The following is an 18,714-nucleotide window of genomic DNA, read 5'->3' on the forward strand; positions in this document are numbered from 1 at the left end:
GTCGCGGGGGGAGGCCGCGTGTCCCCCTATCGGCGGACACGCGGCCGTCGGCCGGCGTCTCCGTATTCGATGCGGTGCCGGAGGCTCTCGAGCACCGCGTCAGCGAAGCGCCCGATGTACCCGTGCACCAGCCTGGCCGCCAGCCACCCGGTGAACACGCCGTCGATACGGAAGTCGAAGTGCAGCCGGATCGCCGAAAAGTCGCCGTCGGCCACCGCCTCGAACCGTGCGTGGTGGTGGAATCCGCTCTCCGAGCGCCACGCCAGCACACCGTCGCCGGCCTGCCCGATGCGCACCCGCCCGCCCACGTACATCGTCCCCAGGAGGATGAACACTTCCCACTGCTCGGCACCGTCGCCCGCGTCCTCGACGCGCGCCGTGCGGCCCAGGTCCGCGATCACGGCCATGACCTCGTCGGGACGCGCCAGCACTGCGGACGACGCGGACAACGGCCGGTGCACCGTCACCGAGCGGGTCATGGACGACATCAGCTCACCACCGGGATGACGCTCTTGGCGGCCAGTCTCGACAGCGCCACCTGCATCACCGACGTCACGTACTCGTAGGCGTCGTCCCAGTCGGGATCGTCCCCGTAGCGCTCGTGCAGGTCGATGGGCTCGAGCACCTGGATGCGGATCTTCGCCGGCAGCGGGATGTGCGGCAGGTCGGCGGGCAGCAGCCCCCAGGGCACGCTCAGGCTGATCGGCACCGATTTGACGCGGAGCAGCTTGTCGAACCGCAGCAGCTGCGCCGTCCGGCGGCCGTCGTTGAACACGTAGAACGTCTCCTGGCCGCCGGTCGCCACCACCGGCACGATCTTGACGCCGTTCGCGTGGGCGAGGCGCAGGAACCCCTTGCGCCCGTCGAACACGATGCGGTTGCGGTCCCGCCACGGGCGCAGCGCCTCCACGTCGCCGCCCGGATAGACCAGCACGTTGGCGCCGCCGCGCAGCAACTCCGCCGCGGTATCCATGTCCGCCTGCACCATCCCGAACTTGCGGGCGAAGTCGCCCACCACCGGCATGCGGGTGACGATCTTGTGCGCCAATCCCACCAGCGGCCGCCCCTCCACGGTGAAGAATGTGTGATAGCCGAGGAGGAACACGAACGTGTCCGGAATGTCGGCGCCGCCGCTGTGATTGCCCACGAACAGCACCGGCTCGTCGGGGACGTTGTCGAAACCGTCCACCTCGGCCCGGAAATACAGGCGCGCGGCCAGCCAGAAGCGCGGCAGCATCTCCCGGATGAACTCGGGGTCCCGCCCCTCCAGCCCGCCCGGCCCCGGCGTGAGCGCGCGGCGCACCGCCGCCGCCGGCTTTCCCAGCAGCGCCGTCCATCCGCCCATCACTGCCCCGTTTCCAGTGTCCGTACCGATCCGTCACTCCTATCGTCACAGATCCGGCCGCGTTCAGCCTATCGAGGTGGGCCCCCGCGCGCCGACAGTCCGCCGCCTGCCGCCCCCGGGCCCCGCCCCGGCGCGCGGTCGCCGGGGCCGACGACGATCATGGGCGCCATGCCTCCGATGGATTCCGAGCGGGCGCTGCACGCGCTGGCGCCGTTCACCTCCGACCCGATGGCGTGGACGCACCTGTCGGCCAGCGAACTCGTGCACCACCGTGCGGCCGTGCAGCCCGACGACGCGGCCTACCTCTCCCCCGCGGGCACCACCACCTGGGCCGAGTACGACGCGCTGGCCGACGCGGTCCGCGACGCCGCTGCGACGCTGCCAGGGCCCGCCACCGCGCTGGTCTTCCTGCCGGACACCGCCGAGTTCCACGCCGCGATCGTCGGCCTGTACCGGGCGGGAGTGCTCGCGGCCGCCACCGGCGCGCGCTCCGGCACGGCCGAACTGGCCCACATCGCCTCCGCATCGGACGCCACCGTCCTCGTCACCGCGCCCGAGATGCGCGGGGCGACCGCGCACGCACTGGCCGACGCTGTGCGTGCACGTGGGGCGAATATCGCGCACACCCTCCTCGTCGAACCGGGACGCGTCACCGTCGACGGTGCGACCCCGGGCCGTCCCGCTGTTCCGGAGAGGGCGTTCTCCGTCGATGACGTGTCCTATCTCAACGCCACCTCCGGCACGACCGGTCTGCCCAAGCTCGTCACCCACACGCAGCGGCGCTGGACGACGTTCGCGGCGATCGCCTGCCGGGGCGCGGACCTGGCGCCCGACGAGGTCGTCGCGTCGTTCGTGCCCGCGCCCTACGGGTTCGGCCTATGGACCGCGCATTTCCTGCCGGCGCTGCTCGGGCGGCCGGCGGTGGTGCTCGACCGTTTCGACGCCACCGCCGCCGTGCGGCTCCTCGCCGAGCACCGCGCGACCCTCCTGGGCGCGGTGAGCACCCAGTTCCGGATGATGTTGCAGGCCGACCCGGACGGGCTCGCCCGGCTCGACGGACTGCGCGTGATGTACACGGGCGGCGAAGCGGTGCCCCGTACGGAGGCGGAGCGCTTCGAGGCGCTCACCGGCGCCAAGGTTCTCCAGTTCTACGGGTCCAACGAGGCGGGCGGGGTCAGCGCCACGACGGTGTTCGACGACGACGAGACGCGGCTGGGCACCGGCGGGCACGTCCTCGACGAGATGCGCCTGCGCCTCGTCGACGCCGGGCGCGAGGTGCGCGGACCGGGCGTCCGGCGCGGGCAGCCCGCGGTGCGCGGACCGTTGGCGTCTCCCGGGTACTTCCGCGACGAGGCCGCCGATGCGGAGCTGTTCACCGACGACGGCTGGTTGCTGCTGGGCGACGTCGTCGAAGTGGACGAGGAGAACCGGCTCCGGGTGGTGGGCCGGGTGGCGGACGTGATCATCCGCGGGGGCAAGAACATTTCGGCCGCCGAGGTGGAGGACCTGGTGCGCGAGCACCCGTCGGTGTCGATGGTCGCTGCGGTCGGCGTGCCGGACACCGTGTTCGGGGAGCGGCTGTGCGTGGTCGTCGCACTCGAGGCCGGGGCCGCGCTGTCGCTGGGCGCACTCACCGCGTGGCTGCAGGAGCGGGGCGTCACCCGCGAGTACCTGCCCGAGAAGCTCGTCGTCACCGACGCGATGCCGATGGCCGCGGGCGGCAAGATCGCCAAGGCACGGGTGCGCGAGCTGGCGGTGCGCGAGCCGAATTGAGCACTGACCGAGGACACGCCCAGGCGGGCCGGCACGCCGGGTGAGGCCACGAATCCGGTCCCGGCATGTCTTCTTCGACGCTCTGGACTGCGGAAGGATTCGCGTCGGCCGCCGCCAACAACGTGCACTGCAGCGTTGCGCGCAGGCCTCCGAGCCCATTCTGTTGTCGTGCGATGTCGCGCGTCCTGCCGCGTGGCCCGGAGTGCACGATTCCTTCCGCAATGCAGAGCCTCCCCGGCGCACTGCCGGAGGCCGCGGCGTCGCCGATGTCAGCCGAGCCGGATCGGCTCGCCGTACTCGATGGTCCCGTCGGCGTGCACCTCGTAGCTCTGCAGACCGCCCGGCATCCGCGCCTGGTCGCGGTCCTGCGACACCGCCACCTTGTTCACGGCGTTGCGCGAGATGTCCAGCACCAGCTCCACTGCCTCGGCCGGGCTGAAGTGCTCGCGCACGTTCGCCAGCATTCCTGCCGGCAGGTATGCGGGCTGCCAGATCATGGCGTCCGTCAGCTCCAGCGCGATCCGCCGCCGGGGAGTGAACGCGGCGTGCTCGTAGTCGTCGATCGCGTCGAACAGGCTCTCGTCCGCCCCTGCCGCCATCGCGGATGCCGAGCGGAGTGACTTGCACATCCGGCACTCGTGCTGGCGGGCCCCGCGCAGGCGCACCAGCTCGGTGAGGACCGGGTCCAGCAGCGGCAAGCGCGCCACGGCGCCGACATACTCGCCGACGGTGGGCCAGAGGCCGTCCACTTCGTCGACATCGGCAGGCCACTCCCCCGCGCCGTAGAACAGCTCCGCCAGCGTCCGGCGCACGCGCGGCACCCAGTCGGCCGCATACACAGCGAGGGCGAACTCACCGGCCCGGCCGCCGAGCACCGCCTCGAGATCCGCGCGCTGCGCGGCGGTGACCGCCGACACGTCGAGGCTGAACTGCTCGGCGAACGCCGCGGCGGCCGGTTCCGCCGTGGGCGTCGAGACCGACGCGAGAGGTTCGAGACCGAGCGCTCCGGCGCAAGTCACGCGGGCCAGCGCCGTCAATCCGGCCATGCGGGGCACCACGCCGCAGGCCAGCCGGTCGAGCACCGCGGCGGCCTCCGGCGCGACGTCGACGAGCACCTCGCGCGCGGTCCGTTCCCATTCCGACGACATCTCCGGCGCCTCCTCGATCGTTCGACATGTCCAGCTTCCTGGGCAGCGCAGGCGGAGGAAACGTGCCGTCCCGCCAGGCGGCAGTGAGGCCTGCCGGCGCGCCGACGGGTGATTCCGCGCCGTGGATCAGTTCTGCAGCGGCTGCAGGGCGGCAGTGACCCGGGAGAGCTCGTCGAACATCTGCTTGGCCGCGCCCAGCTGGACCTCGTTGGGCTCGAAGGCGCCATCGACGAACTGGTCGAACACCATGGGCGCCACGATCCCCTCCAGCACCGGCACCATGCGCAGCGGCAGCACCACCAGCTTGGCGTGCTCCACCGACCGCAGGCCGCCGGAGACACCGCCGTACGAGGCGAAGGCCACCGGCTTGTAATTCCACTCCGTGGACACCAGGTCCAGCGCGTTCTTCAGCGGCGCCGGCATGCCGAAGTTGTACTCGGGGGTGACGATGACGAACGCCTGGCATCCGGCGATCCGCTCGCTCCACGCCTTGGTCGCGTCGTTGACGTACCGGCCGGTGCGCGGATGGTGCGGCTCGGAGGTCGTCATCGGCAGCGCGACCTCGGCGAGGTCGATGACGTCCACGTCGAACCCGCCGTGCTCACGCGCCTGCGCGGCGATCCACTCGCCCAGCATGTGCCCCACGCGCGTCTCCCGCACGCTCGCGATGATGATGCCCAGCTTCGGCGCCCCGGCGTTGCCCATGTGCAGACCTTCCGATCGAGAAGACGGCCCGGCGGCGGTGCGCCGAGCACGATTGTTTCCTACGCAAAGACTAACGGGCGGGCGGTACCGGTTCATCCCGCGCCGGGCGTGTTCCGCACCACCTGCCGCATCCGCCATGAGGCGTGCCAGGCCAGGCCCACCGGAAGACGCGGCAGGCACGGCACCGCGTGCCGAGCACGCCCCTCGGCTACCGTCGGTCGCACGCACACCCCGCACATCCCCGCAGGAGCAGCCTCATGCCCGCCCCGACCTTCGTCCTCACCGAGGAGTTCGAGCAGGCGCTCGACCTGCTCCGCTCGGGCGGCAACCTGTTCCTCACCGGCAAGGCGGGCACGGGCAAGTCGACGCTCGTCCGGCGGTTCCTCGCCGAGACCGAGCGCCGCGTGCTCGTGGCCGCTCCCACCGGCATCGCGGCCCTCAACGTCGGCGGATATACGATCCACCGCGTGTTCGGTTTCCGCGCCGGTACCACCGTGGCCGACGTCGAGGGCGGCGCCTACCGTCCGGGCCGCTTCGCCAAGGCCCTCTCCGAGCTGCAGACCCTCATCATCGACGAGGCGTCCATGGTGCGGGCGGACCTGTTCGACATGCTCGCCGCCGCGCTGGGCCGCTTCGGCCCGGACCCGTCCGCCCCGTTCGGCGGCGTGCAGATCGTGCTCGTCGGCGACCTGTTCCAGCTGCCGCCCGTGGTCACCGAAGCCGAGGCCGCGTACTTCGAGACCCGTTACGCCACCCCGTACTTCTTCTCCGCCGACGCGTACCGCGGCGCGGAGTTCCCCACCGTCGACCTCACGCGGGTGTTCCGCCAGTCGGGCGATCCGCGTATGGCCACCATCCTCAATGCGATCCGCGAGGGCACGCTCGTCTCCCGTTCACGAGCTGAGCTCAACGCGCGCACCGTTCCCGGGTTCGTGCCGCCCGACGACGAGTTCTGGCTGACCCTGACCACCACCAACCGCATGGCCACCTCACGCAACCGCACCCGCCTCGAGCGGCTCGCGGGCGACGAGTTCACCCACCACGCCGAGCGGATCGGCGAGCTCGACCGCTTCGAGGCGCCCACCGACGACGTGCTGCACTTCAAGGTGGGCGCACAGATCATGATGCTCACCAACGACCCGTCGGACCGGTGGGTCAACGGCACCATCGGACGCATCGTCGACGCCGAGTGGTCCGAACGCGGCTGCGTCGTCGCCGTGCAGTTCCCGGGCGGCGACGTGGCGGAGGTCGAGGCCTACCGCTGGGAGGTCACCCGCCCCGTGCTCGACGGCGGCGGGCTGCGCCACGAGGTCATCGGCTCGTTCACGCAGCTTCCGTTCAAGCTGGCCTGGGCGATCACGATCCACAAGAGCCAGGGCCAGACGCTCGACCGCCTCGTCGTCGACCTCACCGGCGGTACCTTCGCCACCGGCCAGCTGTACGTGGCGCTGAGCCGGTGCACGTCGATGGACGGGCTGGTGCTCACCCGCCCGGTGCTGCCGAAGGACCTCAAGACCGATCGGCGCATCCTGCGGTTCCTGCGCGCCGCCACCGCCCCCGACGCCGCGGCGCGGTACTGCGCGATCGCCGCGCTCACCGTCGGCGACGATGGAGCCCGCAGCAAGCCGCGCCCCGTCGAGCTGGCGGTGGCCTTCGAGGACGGCACCTCCGTCAGCTCCGTGATCAACCCGCAGCGCGACCTGGCCGATGCCCGCCGCGCCTACGGGATCAGCGTGTCCGACGTGCTGCTGGCCCCGACCCTGCGCGAGGCGTGGGCGATGATCCTGCCGCTGCTCGACGGCCGCACCCCCGTCGGAGTCGGCGTCGACAAGTCGCTCGGCCATATCGACTTCGAGCTCAAGCGGCTCGGCAGCGCGATGCCGATGCCGCTCGGCGTCGACGTGCCCGCCGGACGGCTGTCGGCCGGGGAACGGACGGCCCTCCGTTCGGCGTCCGCGGTGCAGCGCGCGCAGGCGGCGTTGCGGGCGCGCGACCGGCTCGACGCGCAGGATCCCGGGGCGGGCGCGTTCGACACCGACGCAGCGGACGAGCTTGCCAGCGCCGACGCGGGCGGCGCTGTCGGCTACCTGCTCACCCGTACGCCCGACGAGCCGACGCCGGCATCGGCTCTGCTACCCCAGTTCTCGGCGATGTTGGCCGTCGGACGCAGCGTCGGCGCGGTGCTGCTGGGTCGCGGCGGCGCAGGCGCCGACCGGGTTGCGGGAGACAGCCCCGACCCCGAGATCCTGCGCGAGGCGCGGGTGCTCGTGGCAGAGCAGGTGCGCGCGGCGGCCGCGCGTGTGCCCCTCACTGCGGAGGCACTGGACCGGCTGCACACGCTGGAGACGGTGCTGGGCGCGGATCTCACCAAGGGACTGGCCGCACTCGAGGCCGATTCCGCGGCCGGCGTGCTGGCCCCCGGCACGAGGGTGTGCTTCACCGGCGACGCCGTCGGCGCGGACGGACGGTTCGTCTCGCGCGACGAGATGTTCTCGCTCGCCGAGGCACGCGGGCTCACCCCGGTGAAGAACGTGTCCAAGACCAGGTGCGACGCGCTCGTCACCGCGGAGATCGGCTCGCAATCCGGCAAGGCGCGCAAGGCCCGCGAGTGGGGCAAGTCGGTGGTCTCCGCCGACGAGTTCCTCGCGTGGGCGCGCGGCTGAGGGGATCCGGCTCGGGGCCGGAATACGGCATCGGGGCCGGAATCTGTGCTGCGGCCGGGGTCCGCACGGGCGGTCACCGAGCCCGGGCGAGCAGCGGGGCGCCGAACCATCCCCAGTAGATGCGGTGACACCGGATCCGCCGGCCGGACAGGTCCATGACCTCGGCGATATCCACCTGGTCACCGTCGGGCGTCCGCCGCGGGTACTCCCACATGAGCCGGCCGCCGCCGAAAAGGAACCGGCCGCTGCGGTGGAAGCGCACGAGCTCCTCCGGCCGGCCGCGGGTGCCGCGCGCGAAGAACTCCCGCAGCCGTTCGTGCCCCACGAGCACGCCACTGTCGGTGTCCATGATGCGCGGCACCAGCGGGCTCTCGAACACCGCGTCGGGCAGGTAGAGCGCGAGGAGTCCGTCGATGTCGTGGGCGCGGGTGCGCCGGTCCCATTCATCGTGGATGAACCGCGCGTCGTCGGAGGTGGTTTCTGCCGTGCCTGTGCTCATGGTCGCCACGGTAGGCCCGGGACACGTCGGTGGCGGCCGACATGTTCCCGCAGTTCAATGGGTACATGTCCACCGCACGACCACTGTCCGCCCCCCGCACGCCCGACCTGTCCGGTTTTGCGCGCGAAGTCGCCGACCCCAGCCGCTCCGCCATGCTCGTCACGCTCATGGATGGGCGCGCGTGGACGGTCGGCGAGCTGGCGCGGCAGGCCGGGATCGCCCGCAACACCGCCAGCGGGCACGTGCGCCGGCTGGTCCGCGCCGGGCTCGTCACCGAGAGCCGGCAGGGCCGGCACTGCTACCTCACGCTGGCCGCGCCGCAGGTCGCCGACGCGATCGAGGCGATCGGCCTGGCGACCGGCACCCTGCCGCCGACGCGCAGCCTGCGCGGTCGCCGGTTCGACGACGAGCTGGCCGCCGGGCGCACCTGCTATCGGCACCTCGCGGGGCGGCTCGGCGTCGGCCTGCTCGACGGGGCAGTCGCCCGCGGACTCGTCACCGGCGACTGTGCGCTCACCGACCACGGCCGCGCCTGGTGCGAGGCGCACGCCATCGACACGGCGCCGTCGCGCCGCCCGCTGCTGCGGCCGTGCATCGACTGGACCGAGCGCCGACCGCATCTTGCAGGCGCCCTCGCGGACCGGCTGGCCGCGGCCGCCTTCGACCGCGGCTGGATCGTGCGCGGCAGCCACCCTCGGGCCGTGCGCTTCACGCCCACGGGCCGCTCAGCGATCGACGCCTGAGTTGGAGCATGTCCGACGACTGATTGAGTTTGGTACTAGATTCGACACCGACAATGGTACTGTTACTGGTATGCCAGCGCTGAATGTCCCTTTCACAGACGATGAGATGGAAGCAGTGCGCGCGGGCGCCGCCGAAGCCGAGCAATCGCTGCGCATGTTCGCTCACGACGCCGTCCTGAGCGCTGCCGATCAGCATAAGAAGCGTGTGCGCGAAGCGGCCGCCCTCATCGCGAGCCGGTCCAGCGAACTCAACCGTCGTCTCGCGTGAGCGACCACCTCGACCGTGAGGATGTCCTGCACGCGGGGTCGATCGCGGTCGGACACCGCCTCGACGTCCGTGACTACGGCCTCTTGGATGCGGCGGTCGCTCGTCCGCGCGCAACGGTGTTCGGCATCGACGCCTACGAGGGCGATTTCGAGAAAGCGGCAGCACTGCTGCAGTCGCTGGCCCGCAACCATGCGTTCGTCGATGGCAACAAGCGCACAGCGTGGGCCTCAGCTTGGGTATTCCTGCATCTGAACGGGCATGAGCTGGACCCTTCGTTCGATGTGGACGGCGCCGAAGCCTTCATGGAGCAGGCCGCCACGCACTCAGAAATGGAAGTCCCGCAACTCGCATCCCGTCTCCGTGGCTTCGCCCTGTCTGCCGACGACTGACCAACCAGCGGGCCGTTGGGGCACCACAGATCCCTTCCTGCCGTCCGGGCGCTCCGCGGTCTGCCCGACCGGCCACCGGCGCCCGCCGTCCTTCGCGTATTCCCGCCCCCAGGCGGGCGTCCACTGCTACCGTCCGGGTCACGACCCCTTCTGCGCCGGCGTCCTGCCCGAAAGGCGGTTCCCATGCCCGTCTACCAGTTCCGATGCGACTCGTGCGGGCCCTTCGACGCCGCCCACACCATGGCGACGGTCCCCGACGCCGACGTGTGCCCCGAGTGCCGGGCCCCGTCGCGCCGCACCATCACCTCCCCCGCCCTCGGCCGGGGCGGCTCCGCATCGATGCGCCTGCTCGACGCCACCGCGCGTTCGGCCTCCGAGCCGGCCGTCGTCACCGGTACCGCGCCCGGCCGCCGGCGTTCCCCCGGCACGCCGGTATCCACCGATCCGCGGCACCGCGCGCTGCCGCGACCCTGATCTGAGAAAGCGAGGAACCCGCCGTGCCCCAGAACCTCTTCCCCCTCGACTCGGCCAAGCCTTTCACCGACCAGCAGATCACCGGCCACAACCGCTGGCACCCGGACATTCCGCCGGCCGTCACCGTCCGCCCGGGCGACGAGTTCCGCGCCGACTGCCGCGAATGGTTCGACGGCCACATCCGCAACGACGACTCGGCCGAGGACATCCGCACCGCCCCGATGAGCAAGGTGCACGCGCTGTCCGGGCCGTTCCGGGTGGAGGGCGCCAGGCCAGGCGACCTGCTGGTGGTCGACATCCTCGAGGTGGGCCCCATCCCACAGGAAGATTCCGGCCCGCTCGCCGGCCAGGGCTGGGGCTACACCGGCATCTTCGCCAAGGCCAACGGCGGCAGCTTCCTCGTCGACCAGTTCCCCGACGCCTACAAGGCCGTGTGGGACTTCTCCGGCCGCACGGCCACCTCCCGGCACGTCCCCCACGTGACGTTCACCGGAATCACGCACCCGGGACTGATGGGCACCGCGCCGTCGGCCGGCATGATCGGCAAGTGGAACGCACGCGAGGCCGCACTGATCGCCACCGACCCGGATCGATTGCCACCGCTGGCCCTTCCTCCGGAGCCGCAGGACGCCGTCCTCACCACACTCTCCGGAGCCGACTTCGACCGCGTCGCCGCCGAGGCCTGCCGCACCGCGCCGCCACGGGAGAACGGCGGAAACATGGACATCAAGAACCTCACCGCCGGCAGCCGGGTGTTCTACCCGGTATACGTCGACGGCGCGAATCTGTCCGTCGGTGACCTGCACTTCTCGCAGGGGGACGGCGAGATCACCTTCTGCGGCGCCATCGAGATGGGCGGGTTCATCGACCTGCGCGTGGACGTGATCAAGGGCGGGATGGACACCTACAACATCCACGAGAATCCGCTGTTCATGCCCGGGAACACGCCGCCGCAATACTCGGAGTGGCTCGCGTTCTCCGGCACGTCCGTCACCCTCGACGGCGAACAGCGCTACCTCGATTCGCAGCTCGCCTACCAGCGCGCGTGCCTGCACGCCATCGACTACCTCACCACCTTCGGATACAGCCCCGAACAGGCGTATCTGCTGCTGGGCGCGGCGCCGATCGAGGGCAGGTTCTCCGGTGTGGTCGACATCCCCAACTCGTGCGCCACCGTCTACCTGCCCACCGCCATCTTCGATTTCCCCATCGCCCCGTCCGCGGACGGGCCGGCGACGATCGACCCGGGGATCGGTGCGCCGCGGGCCTGAACCGGACCACACGGTGACCGAACAGGCCGGCCCGGCCGCGCCCGCACCGGCCCCCGGAGTGGCAGGCCTGCGCCGGGCCGACCGCGACCCCGCGACGCGCTACCGCGGCCTGCGCCCGGCGCTGCGGCGAACTTTCATCGACGCCGACCCCGGCCGCATCCGTCTGCGCACCGCATGGACGACGGCGCTGGCCGTCCTCACCGCGATCGCGGCGATGGGCGCGGTGGCGAAGTCCACCCACCAGGGCCCGGAGCTCGTCACGGTCTCCGGGTTCATGGCGATGCAGACGGTGGCCCTCGTCAACGACGCGACGCTCCGGCAGCGGCAGGTGACGATGGCCCTGACGATCCTGCCGTCCGCCGCGGCGGCGACCATCGCCTCGGTGACCATGCTCAACCCCGTCTCCAGGGATGTGGGCATCGTGATCGTCGTGTTCTGCGCGGTGTGGCTGCGCCGCTACGGGCCGCGGGGCTCCGCGTGCGGGGTCATCGGCTTCTTCGCCTACTTCTTCACCATCCTCACGGATACGAAACCCCACGCCCTGCCGATGCTGCTCGCCGCGATCGCGGTGGGGGTCGGCTCCGCACTGTTCGTACGCACCGCCGTGGTGCCCGAACGCCCGCGCGCGCAGCTGCGCACCCTGCTGCCCGCACTGCGCGACGCCTCGACGGACCTGCTCGACGCGGCGGCCGCGGAGGTTCCGGAGTGGGCGACCGCGACGACGCTCGGTGCACGCTGGGACGCGCTGGGCCGGGCGGCGGCCGCCGTCTACGACTGGCAGGACCGGTTCGACACCCCCCAGCACACCGGTGTCACCGCGCGGGAACTCGACGGGATCGTTTTCGACGTGCAACTGTCGATCGAACACGCCGCGCAAGCCCTGCTCCGCGTCGGCGCCCAGGGTTCGCGCCCGGCCCCGCTGACCGCCTCGGTAAACGCGCTGCGCGCGGTGATGGCCACGGCGCCGGCCACCGCGGCCCGGTCCGCTCCGCCGGCTGCGTGTGCCGCGTGGGAGGCCATCGACGCCGCGATGTCGCTGCCCGCGGAGGCCGGCGACGCCGCGCGGGCGGTGCACCGGGCCGCGCAGGCGCAGGTCAGGCTGCGCTCGGTGCGGGTGACCCCCGGAAAGATGCGGCGCATTCTGCCCGGAGTCCACGCACCCGGGCCGGCGGTGCCCGAGGCGCCCCCGTCCCGGACCGCCGACGTGCCGGCCGCAGCACCGGCGAACTCTGCGGCACAGGTGCATTCTGCTGCCCCTCCCCACTCTGCAGCCCCGGCGAGCCCCGCGGCCCCGACCGGTCGGCCCGCACCGGTCTGGCGATCGTGGGACGCGGCCACCCGGGCCGCCGTGCAGTGCTCCGTCGCCGCCGCCGCGGCGGCACTCGTCGGGCGGGCCATCTCCGCGGACCGCTGGTATTGGGCGGTGCTGACCGCGTTCATGATCTTCTATGGCGCCACCACCAGCGGAGACGTGCTGGCGAGGGCCTGGCGGCGCATGCTCGGCACGGTGCTGGGCGTCGTGGCCGCACTCGTCATCGTCTACGCGATCGGACACCATCCCGACGTCCTGCTACCGCTGATCGCCGTCTACGCGCTGCTCGGCCAATACTTCGGCCCTCTCAACTACGCATACCGCATCTTCTTCATCACCCTGATGCTCGCCAGCCTCTACGAACTGCTCGGCATCTTCGACCTGCGCGTCATGGAGGTCCGCATCGACGAGACCCTCGCCGGCGCCGCCGTGGGCATCGCGGCCGCGTTCTTCGTGCTGTCGACCAGGTCCACGCCCGTTCTCGCCACGCGGATCGGCGACTACCTCACCCGGCTGGGCGTCCTGGTGTCGGATTGCGGCGCGGCGGTGCTCGACGGGCGCGCCCCGCGCGACCTGCGCGCCGCCACCCGGGAGCTTGATGCCGCCCTCGCCGCGGTGGGCAAGGCCGCCGACCCGCTGGAGACCGTCGGCAACCGGCGGCACCGCCGCCAGGCCGCGCGATGGAATCGACGATTGCAGGCGAACAGCCGGTTCGCCCACGAGCTCGTCGGTGCCGTCCTGCTCGAGGCCTGGCCCGACGGCACGGTCCGGCCGCCGGACCCCCCGGCCGCGTTCGAGCCGGCGCTGCACCGCGTGCTCGACGACATCGCCGCCGCCACACGCCGATTCACCGACGCAGACTCGCCCGCCGACGGCGACCCCCCGCCCGCAGCCTCGCCGGGCACCGACGCGGACCGGCTCGTCGGGGACGTGCTGCACGCTCTTCCCCCGGCGGGCCCCGGCGTAGACCCGGCCTACCGTGTCCGCAGTGCCGCCTACGCGCTCGGCGGCGTCGCCAGAACCCTGCCGGACGCCGAAGACGCCATCTTCCGCGCGTGATACACGCCGGTCCGGGCATTCAATCGAACGCGCCGTGCCGCCCCTCTCCGCCGGCGAAGCGGCCGGCGCCGTCGATCCCGTCGGCCGCCAGGGAGCGCATGCCGATGGCGAACTCCCCGGCCATCGCGTCGCGCTCGGACGAGCCCCACTGGGCCAGCACCGACGAGCGGTCGCCGCGCATGCACGTCTGCGGGAACTCGGCGATGCGCTCCGCCATGTGCTGCGCGTACTCGAGCGCCGTCCCGTCGGGCACCAGCCGATTGACCAGCCCCATGTACTCCGCCTCGGCCGCGGGCACGGGCCTGCCGGTGAGGATCATGTCCATCGCGCGGGATTGCCCGATCAGCCGCGGCAGCCGCACCGTGCCACCGTCGATGAGCGGCACGCCCCAGCGGCGGCAGAACACGCCGAACACCGCCGACTCCTCGGCCACCCGCAGGTCGCACCACGCCGCCAGCTCGAGGCCCCCTGCGACGGCGTATCCGCTGACGGCGGCGATCACCGGCTTGTCCAGGTGCATGCGGGAGATCCCCATGGGGCCGTCGCCGTCCGCGGCCAACCGGTTGCCGGACGGGGTGCCCACCGCCTTGAGATCCGCGCCGGCGCAGAAGGTGCCGCCCTCGCCGTGGAGGACGGCGACGCGTGCGTCGGAGTGCTCGAACGCGCGGAACGCGGCCGCCAGTTCCGCCGCCATCCGGCCGTCGACGGCGTTGCGCCTGTCCGGACGCGCCATCGTCACCGTCGTCACATGCCCTTCGGTATGCACGGTGATGTCGTGGAAACCCTGCGTGCCGCCGTCACCCCAGCGCCCGGCCACCACATTGTGGCCCGTCATGCCGCCGCCCGTCGCACTGCCGTCACCAGTCCCGCTGCCGTCGTCTGTCGTGCTGTCGTCATCCGCCATGTTCCTGCCGCCCGTCTCCGGTCCGCCCCCTGATTTCCGTCCGTCCAGCGTTGCTCGCCCGTCGCGGCCGCGCCTGTCACGCTTCGCCCTGCAACCGGGCCCGCAGCTCGCGCCGGAGCAGCTTGCCCACGGCCGACTTCGGTATCGCGTCGACGAAGCGCACCGACTTGGGCACCTTGTAGCCGGCGAGGTGTTCGCGCACCAGGCGCTGCAGCTCAGCTTCCGTGGCCTCCGCGCCGGGCACGAGCACCACGAACGCCGTCACCGCCTCCACCCAGGTCGCGTCCGGCGCGCCCACCACGGCGCATTCGGCGACCGCGGGATGGCGCAGCAGGGCATCCTCGACCTCGCGGGGGTAGACGTTGTATCCGCCGGTGATGATCATGTCGCTGCTGCGGTCCACCAGGTAGACGTAGCCGTCCTCGTCGGACCGGGCCATGTCCCGGGTGCGCAGCCAGCCGTCGGATGTGCGCATCTGCGCGTTGAGCCCGTCGGCGTCGTAGTAACCCTGCATCACGAACGGCGCCTGCACCTGCATTTCGCCGATTTCACCCGTCGGCACGGGAATGTCGGATTCATCGGCGATGCGCAGACGCACGTCCGACGACGGCCTGCCGCACGAACCCCACAGTCCGGCATTCCGGTGGTCGTCCTTGGTGAGCACGGTGATCGCCAGCGGCGCCTCCGTCTGACCGTAGTACTGGCAGAAGATCGGGCCGAACACCTCCATGCCCCGCTCCAGGACGGGCCGCGGCATGGGGCTCGCCCCGTAGATGACAGTGCGCAGCGACGACAGGTCGGCCCCCTCCGCGGCGCCCGAGTTGAGCAGCATCGCGAGCATGGTCGGCACCAGGTTCACCTCGGTGGCCCGCGTGCGAGCGATCGCGTCGACGAACCCGCGCGGTTCGAAGCCCGGCAGCACCGCCGCCATCCCCCCGCGCGCGAAGTAGGGCAGCACGAAGGTGCCGCTGGCGTGGATGAGCGACGCGGCGTGCAGCATCACCGAATCCGGCCCGGGGTCCAGCAGGTTGGCCAGGATGTTGTCGGCGATGGCGCCATAGGTGGCGTGCGTGTGCACGACGGCCTTGAGCGTGCCCGTCGTCCCGGAGGTGTACAGCAGCAGCATCGGATCGTCGGGCGCGATGTCCACCCGCGGCTCGCCGGCTGCGGCGAAGCGGATGTCCAGGACGTCGCAGCCGGCCCCGTCGGCGGGCAGGCAGTCGAGTCCCAGTGTGCGCAGCCCCGGCATCCGGGCGAGCAGTTCCGAGGCCCGGGCAGCGCTCGGTGCGTCGTGCACGATGACGGACACGTCCGCCTCGTCGAGCATCCGCGCCTGCTCGTCCGTGGCGAGCCGAGGATTCATCGGGACGCGTACCAGGCCGCACTTCATCGTCGCGAAGTCGACGGGCACCGTCCACAGGCTGTTCCCGTAGAGAAGGCCCACGTGCTCGCCCTTGCGCAGCCCGGCCTCGCCGAAGGCGGCGCCTATCCGGTTCGACAAGTCGTCCACCTGCTGGAAACTCAACGTCCTGTCGCCGAAACGCACCGCGGCGCCGTCCCCGTGTTCCGCCACGCCGCGCCGCACGAATTCCAGGGCCGGAGTCATCGTCACCTCGCACATTCTCGTCGGGGCCCGCACCGGCGGGCCGCGTCATCGCTCCACTATCCCGCCTGCCGCCGACTCCCGGTGCCGATTCCGCGACCTTCGCGGCGACGCCGAAAAGTGCGGCCGTCCCGGTCAATCGTCCGTCTCGCCGGACGCGGACACGCGTCTCGACTACTGTCCGACAGTATGGGCACATTCACCGAAGCCGAACTGACCGACGCCTTCACCGCCTTCCTCGCCGAGGTCGACGACCTGCACAAAGCCGGGCAGTGGGAACGCTTCGCCGACCTGTTCACCGACGACGTCGTCTACATCGAGCACGCCTTCGGGCGGTTCACCACGCGCGAGCAGGTGCGCGACTGGTCGGTGAAGACCATGACCTCGTTCCCCGGCAACCACATGACCGAATTCCCGCCGCTGTGGTACCTGGTGGACGCGGAACGCGGACGCATCGTCGCCGAGGTGGACAATCCGATGCGCGACCCCGGCGACGGATCCGTGCACACGACCACCAACATCTCCATCTACACCTACGCGGGTGACGGAAAGTGGTCCGGGGAGGAGGATGTGTACAACCCGATGGAGTTCGCGCAGATGGCCATGGGCTGGTGCGAGCGCGCCCAGGAGCTGGGCACCCTCACCGACGAGGCCCGCACGTGGATGGAGAAGATGCGCAAAGTGCTCCCCCGCTGAACCGACGGACGGAGGCCCGGCATGACGAGAGACGGGACGGTGCAGAACGCATCCGCCGCGACGCCGACCACCCTGGAGCAGGCCCTGCCGCACTACCGCAGCGCCTATCTGCTCACCGTGTCCGACGCCGCCCGGCCGCACGTGGTCGAGGTGACCGCGCAACTCACCGCCGGGCTGCTCGAGGTGCGCGGGCACGGACGCAGATCCATGTCCAACGCCGAGGCCCGGTCGGAGGTCACCGTGCTGTGGCCGGCCACCGACCCCGACGGCCGCGCGCTGATCGTGGACGGGCGCGCCTCCGTGGCCGAGGACCGGCTGTTCCTCACCGTCGCGCGCGCGATCCTGCACCGTTCCGGAGATGCGACGCGCGACGCGGCGCCGGCGGATGCGTGCGTTTCCGACTGCGTGGAACTGGGCTTCGCACGGGCGTGACGGCCGCGCCGCCCCGGGCGCATCACGGCCGATCGCACATCACGTCCCCTGGGGCATCACGATCCACAGCACCAGGTACAGCAGGACCTGCGGCCCGGGCAGCAGGCAGCTGAGCACGAACACCAGCCGCACAGTGCTCGCCTTCCACCCGAAGTTCTCCGCGATCCCTCCGCACACGCCGGCGATCATCTTCTGATCGCGGCTCCTCGCCAGTGTCACCATGGCCTCCTCGTCGACACGCGACTGCACGCTCCACTCACCGATCCAGGGTGTCCGCAGGCCGTTCCCCGCGCATCCGGGAACTCCCTGAATCGCGACCCCAGTCCCCCGCGCGGGCACGGATCCGCGCTCAGAAGAGCATCGGCTCCGGCTCGCGGTCCGCACGCGTGCGCTCCGTCGTCCCGGCCGCCCCCTCGCCCGGACCGGCGCCGCGCTCCGGTGCGCCACCGTGGCCGCTCACGAGCCTGTGCTTGTCCAGCAGCGGCGTCACGCGCTCGCGCAGCCAGATCTTGTACTCCACCGGCACGTACGCGCCCCGGCCATACAGCCGCCGGTAGCGTCCGACCAGCTTGGGGTGTTCGTCGGCCAGCCACTGCATGAACCACCCGCGCGTGCTGCCGCGCAGGTGCATGGGGATCACCGTGACGGACCGCGCGCCGGCCTCCGCGACGGCCGCGAACAGTGCGTCGAGCTCGCGCTGCCCGTCGCTGATGTACGGGATCACCGGGGCCACCATCACGTGCGGGGCGAATCCCGCCTCGCACACCGCGCGGATCAGCTCCAGGCGCGCCGCCGGCGAGGGCGTGCCCGGCTCGATGGCCTTCTGCACCGACGGGTCGAGCATCGCCAGCGACACCGCCACGGACACGTCCACCCGCTCGGAGGCCGCGGCGAGCAGCGGAAGGTCACGGCGCAGCAGCGTGCCCTTCGTGAGGATGGAGAAGGGCGTGCCGGAGCCGGCGAGCGCACGGATGATCCCCGGCATGAGCCGGTAGCGCCCCTCCGCACGCTGGTAGGGGTCTGTGTTGGTGCCCAGAGCCACCGGCTCGCCGTGCCACGAGCGCCGCGCCAGCTCGCGGCGCAGGACGGCGGCGATGTTCATTTTGACAACGATCTGGGTGTCGAAGTCCTTCCCCGCGTCCAGTTCCAGGTACTCGTGCGTGGGGCGGGCGAAGCAGTACCGGCACTGGTGCAGGCATCCGCGCATGGGGTTGATGGTCCAGCGGAACGGCAGCCGCGCCCCCTCCGGCACCTTCGACAGGGCGCTCTTGCACAGCACCTCGTGGAACGTGACCCCTTCGAACTCCGGCGTGGCGACGGTGCGCACCAGGCCTGCCCGCCCGAGCCCCGGCAGCGCCCCGTCCTCCACATCGAGCGTCTGTTCGATCCACCGCATGCACACAGTCGAACAGCTGTTTGGCGTCCCTGTC

19 protein-coding genes are annotated in these 18,714 nt (G+C 71.6%); 10 read left to right on the plus strand and 9 right to left on the minus strand.

Translation table 11 applies throughout. The annotated features are described in order from the left end of the window. Nucleotides 1–26: 26 nt before the first annotated feature. Entirely contained in the window at nt 27–488 is a 462-nt protein-coding gene (locus H4F70_RS11400) for an SRPBCC family protein (RefSeq protein ID WP_182357289.1), read from the minus strand. Then, complete coding sequence (locus H4F70_RS11405) at nt 488–1,345, minus strand: lysophospholipid acyltransferase family protein (RefSeq protein ID WP_182357290.1); 858 nt, start codon at nt 1,343–1,345, stop codon at nt 488–490. Before H4F70_RS11405 ends, H4F70_RS11400 begins: the two co-directional genes overlap by 1 nt. 168 nt (nt 1,346–1,513) lie before the next feature. Here H4F70_RS11405 and H4F70_RS11410 point away from each other — a divergent pair, with 168 nt between their 5' ends. Continuing rightward, nucleotides 1,514–3,118 (plus strand): class I adenylate-forming enzyme family protein, encoded by a 1,605-nt coding sequence (locus H4F70_RS11410; protein WP_235681064.1) that lies wholly within the window; start codon nt 1,514–1,516, stop codon nt 3,116–3,118. Between the two features lie 269 nt (nt 3,119–3,387). On the opposite strand, the gene H4F70_RS11415 is transcribed toward H4F70_RS11410, so the two are convergent. Together H4F70_RS11415 and H4F70_RS11420 are read right to left on the minus strand one after the other, a co-directional pair. Next, nucleotides 3,388–4,266 (minus strand): carboxymuconolactone decarboxylase family protein, encoded by an 879-nt coding sequence (locus H4F70_RS11415; RefSeq protein WP_182357291.1) that lies wholly within the window; start codon nt 4,264–4,266, stop codon nt 3,388–3,390. 126 nt (nt 4,267–4,392) lie between these two features. Beyond that, nucleotides 4,393–4,971 carry an NADPH-dependent FMN reductase gene (locus H4F70_RS11420; protein WP_182357292.1) on the minus strand — a complete coding sequence of 193 codons (579 nt, stop codon included), beginning with the start codon at nt 4,969–4,971 and terminating at the stop codon, nt 4,393–4,395. A gap of 257 nt (nt 4,972–5,228) precedes the next feature. Here H4F70_RS11420 and H4F70_RS11425 point away from each other — a divergent pair, with 257 nt between their 5' ends. Next, nucleotides 5,229–7,634 (plus strand): AAA family ATPase, encoded by a 2,406-nt coding sequence (locus H4F70_RS11425; protein WP_182357293.1) that lies wholly within the window; start codon nt 5,229–5,231, stop codon nt 7,632–7,634. A 73-nt stretch (nt 7,635–7,707) separates the two neighbouring features. Here H4F70_RS11425 and H4F70_RS11430 read toward each other — a convergent pair whose 3' ends face one another. Further along, nucleotides 7,708–8,133: a nuclear transport factor 2 family protein gene (locus H4F70_RS11430; RefSeq protein ID WP_182357294.1), complete on the minus strand. Its 426-nt coding sequence runs from the start codon at nt 8,131–8,133 to the stop codon at nt 7,708–7,710. A gap of 65 nt (nt 8,134–8,198) precedes the next feature. On the opposite strand from H4F70_RS11430, the gene H4F70_RS11435 reads away from it, so the two are divergent. The 6 genes from H4F70_RS11435 (at nt 8,199) to H4F70_RS11460 (ending at nt 13,649) form a co-directional block, all read left to right on the plus strand. Further along, entirely contained in the window at nt 8,199–8,876 is a 678-nt protein-coding gene (locus tag H4F70_RS11435; protein ID WP_182357295.1) for an ArsR/SmtB family transcription factor, read from the plus strand. Between the two features lie 70 nt (nt 8,877–8,946). Continuing rightward, nucleotides 8,947–9,144, plus strand: coding sequence for an antitoxin Phd (locus H4F70_RS11440; protein ID WP_182357296.1), 198 nt, complete (start codon nt 8,947–8,949; stop codon nt 9,142–9,144). After that, nucleotides 9,141–9,533 (plus strand): type II toxin-antitoxin system death-on-curing family toxin, encoded by a 393-nt coding sequence (locus H4F70_RS11445; RefSeq protein WP_182357297.1) that lies wholly within the window; start codon nt 9,141–9,143, stop codon nt 9,531–9,533. The genes H4F70_RS11440 and H4F70_RS11445 overlap by 4 nt, the downstream gene beginning before the upstream one ends. A 183-nt stretch (nt 9,534–9,716) precedes the next feature. Further along, nucleotides 9,717–10,007: an FmdB family zinc ribbon protein gene (locus H4F70_RS11450; RefSeq protein ID WP_182357298.1), complete on the plus strand. Its 291-nt coding sequence runs from the start codon at nt 9,717–9,719 to the stop codon at nt 10,005–10,007. Nucleotides 10,008–10,030: 23 nt separating this feature from the next. Continuing rightward, nucleotides 10,031–11,278, plus strand: coding sequence for a formamidase (fmdA, locus tag H4F70_RS11455; RefSeq protein WP_182357299.1), 1,248 nt, complete (start codon nt 10,031–10,033; stop codon nt 11,276–11,278). Between the two features lie 13 nt (nt 11,279–11,291). After that, nucleotides 11,292–13,649, plus strand: coding sequence for an FUSC family protein (locus H4F70_RS11460; protein WP_182357300.1), 2,358 nt, complete (start codon nt 11,292–11,294; stop codon nt 13,647–13,649). 19 nt (nt 13,650–13,668) lie between these two features. Here H4F70_RS11460 and H4F70_RS11465 read toward each other — a convergent pair whose 3' ends face one another. Together H4F70_RS11465 and H4F70_RS11470 are read right to left on the minus strand one after the other, a co-directional pair. Then, nucleotides 13,669–14,553, minus strand: coding sequence for a crotonase/enoyl-CoA hydratase family protein (locus H4F70_RS11465; protein WP_372497538.1), 885 nt, complete (start codon nt 14,551–14,553; stop codon nt 13,669–13,671). 76 nt (nt 14,554–14,629) lie between these two features. Further along, nucleotides 14,630–16,159: an AMP-binding protein gene (locus H4F70_RS11470; RefSeq protein ID WP_182360353.1), complete on the minus strand. Its 1,530-nt coding sequence runs from the start codon at nt 16,157–16,159 to the stop codon at nt 14,630–14,632. 186 nt (nt 16,160–16,345) lie between these two features. Between H4F70_RS11470 and H4F70_RS11475 the strand changes: the two genes are divergently transcribed. Together H4F70_RS11475 and H4F70_RS11480 are read left to right on the plus strand one after the other, a co-directional pair. Beyond that, complete coding sequence (locus H4F70_RS11475; RefSeq protein WP_182357301.1) at nt 16,346–16,852, plus strand: nuclear transport factor 2 family protein; 507 nt, start codon at nt 16,346–16,348, stop codon at nt 16,850–16,852. A gap of 21 nt (nt 16,853–16,873) precedes the next feature. Further along, nucleotides 16,874–17,284 (plus strand): hypothetical protein, encoded by a 411-nt coding sequence (locus H4F70_RS11480; RefSeq protein ID WP_182357302.1) that lies wholly within the window; start codon nt 16,874–16,876, stop codon nt 17,282–17,284. 39 nt (nt 17,285–17,323) lie between these two features. Here the strand turns inward: H4F70_RS11480 and H4F70_RS11485 are convergent, their stop codons facing one another. Beyond that, the gene (locus H4F70_RS11485; RefSeq protein ID WP_182360354.1) at nt 17,324–17,506 is read right to left on the minus strand and encodes a PspC domain-containing protein; all 183 of its coding nucleotides are present in this window, start codon (nt 17,504–17,506) and stop codon (nt 17,324–17,326) included. A gap of 127 nt (nt 17,507–17,633) precedes the next feature. Next, entirely contained in the window at nt 17,634–18,680 is a 1,047-nt protein-coding gene (locus tag H4F70_RS11490) for an Rv2578c family radical SAM protein (RefSeq protein ID WP_182357303.1), read from the minus strand. Nucleotides 18,681–18,714: the final 34 nt, after the last annotated feature.

This window comes from Tomitella gaofuii, from assembly GCF_014126825.1.
GTDB classification, from domain to species: Bacteria; Actinomycetota; Actinomycetes; order Mycobacteriales; family Mycobacteriaceae; genus Tomitella; species Tomitella gaofuii.

Excerpts from the sequence above, each read along its gene's own strand:
- H4F70_RS11415 (WP_182357291.1), bottom strand. The coding sequence starts at position 4,266 with ATGTCGTCGGAATGGGAACGGACCGCGCGCGAGGTGCTCGTCGACGTC.
- H4F70_RS11435 (WP_182357295.1), top strand. The coding sequence starts at position 8,199 with ATGTCCACCGCACGACCACTGTCCGCCCCCCGCACGCCCGACCTGTCC.
- H4F70_RS11420 (WP_182357292.1), bottom strand. The coding sequence starts at position 4,971 with ATGGGCAACGCCGGGGCGCCGAAGCTGGGCATCATCATCGCGAGCGTG.
- H4F70_RS11405 (WP_182357290.1), bottom strand. The coding sequence starts at position 1,345 with ATGGGCGGATGGACGGCGCTGCTGGGAAAGCCGGCGGCGGCGGTGCGC.
- H4F70_RS11430 (WP_182357294.1), bottom strand. The coding sequence starts at position 8,133 with ATGAGCACAGGCACGGCAGAAACCACCTCCGACGACGCGCGGTTCATC.
- H4F70_RS11465 (WP_372497538.1), bottom strand. The coding sequence starts at position 14,553 with ATGGCGGATGACGACAGCACGACAGACGACGGCAGCGGGACTGGTGAC.
- H4F70_RS11400 (WP_182357289.1), bottom strand. The coding sequence starts at position 488 with ATGTCGTCCATGACCCGCTCGGTGACGGTGCACCGGCCGTTGTCCGCG.
- H4F70_RS11485 (WP_182360354.1), bottom strand. The coding sequence starts at position 17,506 with ATGGTGACACTGGCGAGGAGCCGCGATCAGAAGATGATCGCCGGCGTG.
- H4F70_RS11425 (WP_182357293.1), top strand. The coding sequence starts at position 5,229 with ATGCCCGCCCCGACCTTCGTCCTCACCGAGGAGTTCGAGCAGGCGCTC.
- H4F70_RS11475 (WP_182357301.1), top strand. The coding sequence starts at position 16,346 with ATGGGCACATTCACCGAAGCCGAACTGACCGACGCCTTCACCGCCTTC.
- H4F70_RS11490 (WP_182357303.1), bottom strand. The coding sequence starts at position 18,680 with ATGCGGTGGATCGAACAGACGCTCGATGTGGAGGACGGGGCGCTGCCG.
- H4F70_RS11410 (WP_235681064.1), top strand. The coding sequence starts at position 1,514 with ATGCCTCCGATGGATTCCGAGCGGGCGCTGCACGCGCTGGCGCCGTTC.
- H4F70_RS11440 (WP_182357296.1), top strand. The coding sequence starts at position 8,947 with ATGCCAGCGCTGAATGTCCCTTTCACAGACGATGAGATGGAAGCAGTG.
- H4F70_RS11480 (WP_182357302.1), top strand. The coding sequence starts at position 16,874 with ATGACGAGAGACGGGACGGTGCAGAACGCATCCGCCGCGACGCCGACC.
- H4F70_RS11450 (WP_182357298.1), top strand. The coding sequence starts at position 9,717 with ATGCCCGTCTACCAGTTCCGATGCGACTCGTGCGGGCCCTTCGACGCC.
- H4F70_RS11470 (WP_182360353.1), bottom strand. The coding sequence starts at position 16,159 with ATGACTCCGGCCCTGGAATTCGTGCGGCGCGGCGTGGCGGAACACGGG.